We start from the raw sequence: 3,982 nt of genomic DNA, 5'->3' as shown, positions 1-3,982 counted from the left end.
TTCCTGTTTCCCCTTCGAATTTGGTGTAATCGTATTTTCCGTTAACATAAAACTCAGAAGCCGCACAGTCAAGAGCGATCATGATATCGTCTCCGAAAGTATATCCTGCTTTCTCAACAGCTAATTTGATAGAATCCAAAGCATCTTCAGTTCCTCCGGCCAAGTTCGGTGCAAAACCTCCTTCATCTCCTACTGCTGTAGAAAGATTTCTGTCGTGTAATACTTTTTTAAGGTTATGGAAAATTTCCGTACCCATTTGCATGGCGTGAGTGAAGTTTTGAGCTTTCACCGGCATAATCATGAATTCCTGAAATGCGATTGGCGCGTCAGAGTGCGAACCTCCGTTAATGATATTCATCATCGGAACCGGAAGCGTGTTAGCAGAAACTCCGCCAACATAACGATATAAAGGCATCCCCAATTCGTTAGCAGCAGCTTTTGCCACAGCCAAAGAAACTCCAAGAATTGCGTTGGCACCCAAATTAGATTTGTTTGGCGTGCCATCCAATTCGATCATCATTTTATCAATTGCATTTTGTTCGAAAACCGATGTTCCCACCAATTCAGAAGCAATAATAGTATTCACGTTTTCAACAGCTTTCAGAACCCCTTTACCCATGAATGCTTTTCCGCCGTCGCGTAATTCCACTGCTTCATGTTCACCGGTTGATGCTCCGGATGGTACAGCGGCCCTTCCTAAAATACCGTTTTCTGTAATCACATCCACTTCAACGGTTGGATTTCCTCTTGAATCTAATATTTGTCTTGCGTGAACTTTGATAATCATGCTCATAATACTGTCTTTTATTTGATATCGCTAAAGCGAATTATTTTTTACTTTCTTTGATATTGTCAACAAACTGATCGAATAAATAGCGTGCATCGTGTGGTCCCGGACTTGCTTCAGGGTGGTACTGCACCGAGAAAACCGCTTTGTTTTTCATGCGCATACCGGCTACGGTACCGTCATTCAGGTGTAAATGCGTTATTTCGAAATCAGGGTGTTTTTCCAACTCTTCTCTGTTTACCGCGAAGCCGTGGTTTTGAGAAGTGATTTCACCTCTGTTAGTAATTACGTTCATTACCGGATGGTTGATTCCACGGTGACCGTTGAACATTTTATAGGTAGAAATCCCGTTAGCCAAAGCTAATGTTTGGTGTCCGAGGCAAATTCCGAAAACCGGTTTATTTTCCGCGATGATTTGAAGTGCCACCTGCTGTACGCCTTTCAATGGTTCCGGATCACCAGGACCGTTAGACAAGAAATAACCATCAGGATTGAATGCTTTCAATTCTTCGAAAGTTGCATTGTATGGGAATACTTTGATGTAACAGTCTCTTTCGGCAAGACAGCGCAGGATGTTGGTCTTGATTCCTAAGTCCAAAGCAGCCACTTTAAATGTTGCTTTTTCGTCACCAAAGAAATAAGCCTCTTTGGTTGAAACGGTAGATGCCAATTCCAAACCTTTCATATTTGGCACATCAGCTAACTGTTTTTTCAGTTCTTCCACCGGAGTTCCATCTGTACAGATTACGGCGTTTTGAGCACCGTGATTACGGATATAAGAAACCAAAGCTCTGGTATCAACATCAGAAATGGCAACCAGGTTTACTTTTTCGAAGTATTCCAATAGACTTCCTTCTGCATCGGGTCTTGAATAATTAAAACTGAAGTTTTTACAAACCAAACCTGCAATTTTGATGCTGTCAGAATCGGTTTCATCGGCGTGAACACCGTAGTTTCCAATGTGTGCGTTGGTCGCCACCATAATCTGACCGAAATATGAAGGATCGGTAAAGATTTCCTGATATCCTGTCATTCCGGTGTTAAAGCATACTTCTCCGAATGTTTTCCCTTCGATCCCGATAGATTTCCCGTAGAAAATCGTTCCGTCATTCAACAATAGAAGTGCTTGATTTCGATTTGAATATTTCATCTCTGTAGTTGTGTTGTAAAAAGTTGTGCAAAGTTAATTCAAATTCTGCCGTTAAAAAAATTTCGTTTAAAAGAAGCCAAAAGTTTTTCTCTAGCCCCGATGGGAGCGGCATCTTTTTTGGAGGCTGAAGCTCTCGAAGCTTCCAAAAAAATACAGCGGACAGCGGGAACACGGCAAAAAAAACACCTATAGTCGTGCTCCAAAAGAACCCAACCTTATCAGGTGCTTCCCCGAAAGGAAAAAAAAGGCAAAAAAAAAGGACAAACTCTAAAAGTTTATCCTTAATTTTTATTGAAAAATCAATTGTTTCATGATTATTCAGTAGCTTCTGTATTTTCTGTAGCTTCAGCTGCAGGAGCTTCTGGAGTAGCTTCAGTTTTTTTAGCTCTACCACGACGAGTAGTTGCTTTTTTAACTTCTTTCTTACCTCCGTTGTACAATTCGTTGAAGTCTACTAATTCGATCATTGCCATATCAGCGTTATCCCCAAGACGGTTTCCTAACTTGATGATACGAGTATATCCACCTGGACGGTCTCCTACTTTCGCAGCAACTTCTCTGAATAACTCAGTAACACCGTATTTGTTTCTCAAGTAAGAGAAAACGATACGACGGTTGTGAGTTGTATCTTCTTTTGATTTTGTAATTAATGGTTCAACGAACTGTTTCAAAGCTTTTGCTTTAGCAACAGTAGTGTTGATACGCTTGTGCTCGATTAAAGAACAAGCCATATTAGCTAACATAGCCTTTCTGTGGCCAGTTTGTCTGCTTAAATGATTTACTTTTTTTCCGTGTCTCATGACTAACTGAGTTTAACCTTCATCTTGCATCAATCCATTAGTAGGAGCGCAAAATATGAAGTAATTTATTCTTTATCTAATTTGTATTTAGCTAAATCCATTCCGAAATTTAAACCTTTAACAGCGACTAATTCGTCTAACTCTGTTAATGATTTTTTACCGAAGTTACGGAACTTCATTAAATCATTTTTGTTGAATGACACTAAATCGCCAAGTGTTTCAACTTCAGCCGCTTTCAAACAATTTAATGCTCTCACAGACAGATCCATATCAACAAGCTTGGTTTTAAGCAATTGTCTCATGTGTAATGACTCTTCGTCATAGGATTCTGTTTGAGCAATTTCATCAGCCTCAAGCGTGATTCTTTCGTCAGAGAACAACATAAAGTGATGAATCAAAGTTTTAGCTGCTTCTGTTAAGGCATCTTTAGGATGAATTGAACCGTCAGTGATGATTTCGAAAACCAATTTTTCGTAATCGGTTTTTTGCTCCACACGGAAGTTTTCAATTGAATATTTTACATTCTTTACCGGTGTATAGATAGAGTCTGTAAAAATAGTTCCTATAGCTGCGTTTTGTTTTTTGTTTTCTTCTGCTGGAACATAACCGCGTCCTTTTTCGATAGTCAATTCCATGTTGATGGAAATTTTGCTATCAAGGTTACAGATAACCAATTCAGGATTCAACACCTGGAAACCGGAGATGAATTTTTGGAAATCACCCGCAGTCAACTGATCTTTACCTGTGAAGGAAATAGAAACAGACTCGTTATCGATATCCTCAATCTGACGTTTGAAACGTACCTGTTTAAGGTTAAGGATAATTTCTGTAACATCTTCAACTACTCCAGCAATAGTAGAGAACTCATGTTCTACACCTTCTATACGAACTGAAGTAATTGCATATCCTTCCAAAGAAGAAAGCAAAACACGTCTTAATGCGTTACCAATAGTCAATCCATAACCCGGTTCTAAAGGTCTAAATTCAAATTTACCTTCAAAATCGGTTGAATCGATCATGATAACTTTATCGGGCTTCTGAAAATTAAATATTGCCATATTTATTTCGACTGATGTCTAATTATTATTTGTTGTACAACTCTACGATTAACTGCTCTTTAATGTTTTCTGGAATCTGAAGTCTTTGAGGCACAGAAACAAAAGTACCTTCTTTAGTATCATTATTCCAAGTAATCCATTCGTAAACAGCGCTAGAATTAGATAACGAACGTTCGATAGCCTCAAG

General features: G+C 39.0%; 4 protein-coding genes and 1 pseudogene. All 5 read right to left on the bottom strand.

Going from position 1 to position 3,982, the window contains the following annotated elements; genetic code table 11:
• Positions 1-793: phosphopyruvate hydratase (gene eno, locus VLB74_RS00975; protein ID WP_325201601.1), on the bottom strand; the 793-nt coding region annotated here is incomplete at its 3' end.
• Between the two features lie 34 nt (positions 794-827).
• Positions 828-1,937: a glutamine-hydrolyzing carbamoyl-phosphate synthase small subunit gene (gene carA, locus VLB74_RS00970; RefSeq protein ID WP_325201600.1), complete on the bottom strand. Its 1,110-nt coding sequence runs from the start codon at positions 1,935-1,937 to the stop codon at positions 828-830.
• Positions 1,938-2,251: 314 nt separating this feature from the next.
• Positions 2,252-2,737, bottom strand: a complete 486-nt coding sequence (gene rplQ, locus VLB74_RS00965) for a 50S ribosomal protein L17 (RefSeq protein WP_023574079.1) — start codon at positions 2,735-2,737, stop codon at positions 2,252-2,254.
• 65 nt (positions 2,738-2,802) lie between these two features.
• Positions 2,803-3,795 (bottom strand): DNA-directed RNA polymerase subunit alpha, encoded by a 993-nt coding sequence (locus VLB74_RS00960; protein WP_325201599.1) that lies wholly within the window; start codon positions 3,793-3,795, stop codon positions 2,803-2,805.
• 25 nt (positions 3,796-3,820) lie between these two features.
• A pseudogene (locus VLB74_RS00955) lies at positions 3,821-3,982 on the bottom strand (30S ribosomal protein S4); the annotation flags it as partial.

This window comes from Flavobacterium sp. (assembly GCF_035456225.1).
Lineage (GTDB): Bacteria > Bacteroidota > Bacteroidia > Flavobacteriales > Flavobacteriaceae > Flavobacterium.
The sequence above is the reverse complement of the archived record's forward strand: the minus strand, read 5'-3'. Positions and strand labels throughout refer to the sequence as shown.

Coding starts and splice junctions, on each gene's coding strand:
- carA (WP_325201600.1), bottom strand. CDS start 1,937: ATGAAATATTCAAATCGAAATCAAGCACTTCTATTGTTGAATGACGGA.
- rplQ (WP_023574079.1), bottom strand. CDS start 2,737: ATGAGACACGGAAAAAAAGTAAATCATTTAAGCAGACAAACTGGCCAC.
- VLB74_RS00960 (WP_325201599.1), bottom strand. CDS start 3,795: ATGGCAATATTTAATTTTCAGAAGCCCGATAAAGTTATCATGATCGAT.